Consider the following 3,074-nt stretch of genomic DNA (forward strand, 5'->3'; position numbering starts at 1 on the left):
GCGACGAATGGTGCGGGTGGAGCAGCCCAGGGCTTCTGCTCCCTCCTTGGCGGTGACAGTGCGCCGTGCGGGTGTCTCGGCAGTCATCGGAAGAGCTCCTTGGATGCGTGGGTGCGGTCGATGCGGCGTTTGTCAGCGGCGCGTTGGGCGCGGCGTTGTTGGTGCTCGGGGGCGGTCCAGGCTTTGCGTCTCTGGGTGGTGAGTTCTGGGGTGATGTTGCGCCAGGTCCAGCGGGCGATGGAACGGGCCAGGTGCAGCACTTCCACCTCGCCCAGCGGACCGCGGGTGAACTCCTCGGCGATGGCGGTGAGGTTCTTGTTCACGGCGAAGGCGTGAACGGTCTGCTCCCACTCGCTGGCATCGTCGTAGCGCAACCGGGCGCGGTAGGCCCATTGCCGGGTGAGGTGGAACAGGGCGACGTTGCGGCCCACAGACGACGCTGTGAGGGCTTTTCCGGTCCTGGAAGGCCCTGGGAGGGCTCCGACGTCTCCGAGGGCCTGTGCGAGCTCCTGGAGGCCGTACAGGGCGGTTTCCTCGCCCCACAGCGGCATGTGCTGGCGGTGGACGGGGTTCTTAGTCACCCGGCCCGCGTATCCAACGTCCCCGCCCAGGACGTCGACGAGGCCTTGCTCGATGCGGGCCAGGAGGTTGATCGGCTTCCGGCGGGCGGAGTCGGTGAGGCACACCGGAGCGGCCAGGGCGTAGGCGATGTGCCCGGAGCGGGTGTGCGGGTTCAGCGTCACCCAGGAGGGCTGGGGAAGCCCGACTAGATCGGCCACCTGGTCGGCCTCAGAGCCGTCGTGGTCGGTGACCACGATCGACTGCAGGCACAGCGGGTTGGTCTCGATGTAGGGCAGCTGCAGGGCGTGCTCCCGGGACAGTCGCCGGTAGGCGCCGTCCTTGCGCTCAGCGGCCAATGGCGCCTGCGGTAGCCAATGGTCGGCGAACACGTTCTGGAAGCTCATGAGGTGACCCAACCACAGATTTCCCACCTTCTCGGGTAGGACGCACCCTTAATCAGATACTTCCCCCAAAAATTCTTTCCAGCCTGCGCGTAGCGCAGTCCGCTTCCGGGCCCTCCCGAACCCCGCTGGAACTGTCACACCTCATGCATCATTCGATGACCGAGGCCCAGGTGACCCAACGCAGGTGCGCACAGGCTCAGCTGCACCCTCCTCGTGAGGTGTCCCAAGCATCGCAACCAGGCACCGACTTAGCCCCCATGTTCATCCGCCGGCCCCAGCAGCCAGGGTCACTGTCGAGGACTCCTGCCGCCCCCGGTTCACCCTCCACGGGTGAGGCTCTGAACCGTTCCGGGTGATACCACCGGAGCCGTTCTTCGTGCTCGGCCATGTGGTCGAGCGGGTGCCTGGTGGGGTGGCGTGGTCGCTGTTGGCAGGCCGGTTTCGGGCGCGCGCTGGGGTGTCCTGGCTGTGCGCACCGACAACCGCAGGAGAGGACGTGACGAGCGTCTTCCCCCAGTGGCCGGCCGAAGAATGCAAAAGGTGTGACGGCTTCGAGAGGCCAAAAGCAGGTGATGCCTATACAAAAAATTTGCGATCGTGCACGCTTTGCCTTGTTGCCGCAGGCGCGGCTGACTTATGGGACGGAAGGCGCTGACATGAGCGGGTTGAAGACCATGACGGGGTTGCTGAGTGTGCTGCTTGTGGTTGCTCTCGGAACGGGGCCTGCTCATGCTGAAGCGCCTACGTCGTCTAGCCCCCTTGGAGTTTCAGGGGCTGCAACGGATTCCCTCGTGGAGAACGAAGCCGCCGTTGGGATCGATGAGCCACTTTCATATGTCGAAGCGGACTCTCCGGAGGAAGCCCAACAAATTTTCGAGCGCCTGGACTCGGGTATCCCGCCGGCGTCGATGGGAGGTGCAGCCTCGATGGGAGCGGCAGCCAGAGTTGATTTCGCTCCATGCGAGCTGTACCCGACGAGGGTCTACCGCCGAACCTCTTCGGGTCGGCAAGCGATCGGCTTCAAGCCCTACACGGTGTGCGATGTGCCGGTGACAAGCATCCGCCACAACAGCGAGCTCCGGTACAAGCAGTTGGTGTGGTGGCGGCTGAAGATAGCGCGGTCAGGCGGCAACTCGAATGAGGCGAGGTACACCCAAAGGAACATCGAGTACTACTGCGCCGGTACGAAATCCACCACGTGGCGGGGCACCACTCAAGGCGCCATCACATGGCGCGGCAAGACCTACTACACGCGTGTCTACACCGCCCCGAAGACGGAGAACTGCAAGGCCTAGGCTGACTCTCATGACCAAGATCCGCCCTGGAACAGCTCGTCAGAAACCAGAGTGCTTTCTGGTTTATTGCCGGCATGCTGACGGCAGTGAACCTCTTGTTGCTGCCGTCTCGACGCCTGATGAGGTGCGTGAGCTCGAACAAATCGGTGAGGCGAGGGGATGCCCTGAGGTGCGTTGGGAAACAGTGCCTTGGCGACGGGTAGGCAACAGCCCACAGTCGGCACTCCGTGGAGCGGACGTTGGACTCGTGATTACTGGTGCCCCGGACGATGAGATCGGGATCGCTGTGTTCGATGACGTATCTGTCGCTGAAGCCTTCGCACAGGAGGCCCGAGCACAGGGACAGGACTATCGCTGTCGCCATGTGCGTCTAGGTGAATGGATTCTTTCGACCTGAATCATGTACCTCACAGGTTTGCTCTGTAGCGACAGATAGGCCGGTGCAGAGCCGTGGCAGGGTGCCAAGCATGGAAAAAAGCCGGGCCATCATGGCCCGGCTTTTTCCATGCTCGGGGGATTTGGTCTGGTCTACCTGGTCTCCCTCTAGGAGCTGCTGGTGTGAGCAAGCCAACTCCTGTATTGAGTATCTGTCGTCTGCCACTTCGTTCACAAAAGTGACAGCAGATCGCGGGTTGGAGTGCTCCCGTCACGGTCGATCTGTTGTTGCCAGCTCCTTTTCCACGATGTGCTGAGAAGTCTGTCCTCGACGTGCTGGACAACGCATGCGGTGGCAGAGCCCCCAGTGGAGTCAGTGGAGCAAAGCTATGTTCTATGTGCCATAGAACCGAGATCGGCCTCCGGCCGGGGCACCGGG

General features: G+C 62.9%; 3 protein-coding genes. 2 read left to right on the forward strand and 1 reads right to left on the reverse strand.

The features are described 5' to 3' along the window. Positions 1–83: 83 nt before the first annotated feature. The gene (locus SM447_RS29155; protein WP_229588716.1) at positions 84–965 is read right to left on the reverse strand and encodes a replication initiation protein; all 882 of its coding nucleotides are present in this window, start codon (positions 963–965) and stop codon (positions 84–86) included. Between the two features lie 656 nt (positions 966–1,621). On the opposite strand from SM447_RS29155, the gene SM447_RS29160 reads away from it, so the two are divergent. After that, complete coding sequence (locus tag SM447_RS29160) at positions 1,622–2,260, forward strand: hypothetical protein (RefSeq protein WP_474576084.1); 639 nt, start codon at positions 1,622–1,624, stop codon at positions 2,258–2,260. Positions 2,261–2,270: 10 nt separating this feature from the next. Next, positions 2,271–2,657, forward strand: a complete 387-nt coding sequence (locus tag SM447_RS29165; protein ID WP_229588714.1) for a hypothetical protein — start codon at positions 2,271–2,273, stop codon at positions 2,655–2,657. The last annotated feature ends 417 nt before the right edge of the window (positions 2,658–3,074 follow it).

The sequence above is a fragment of the Micromonospora aridisoli genome (assembly GCF_056150025.1).

Excerpts from the sequence above, each read along its gene's own strand:
- SM447_RS29165 (WP_229588714.1), top strand. The coding sequence starts at position 2,271 with ATGACCAAGATCCGCCCTGGAACAGCTCGTCAGAAACCAGAGTGCTTT.
- SM447_RS29160 (WP_474576084.1), top strand. The coding sequence starts at position 1,622 with ATGAGCGGGTTGAAGACCATGACGGGGTTGCTGAGTGTGCTGCTTGTG.
- SM447_RS29155 (WP_229588716.1), bottom strand. The coding sequence starts at position 965 with ATGAGCTTCCAGAACGTGTTCGCCGACCATTGGCTACCGCAGGCGCCA.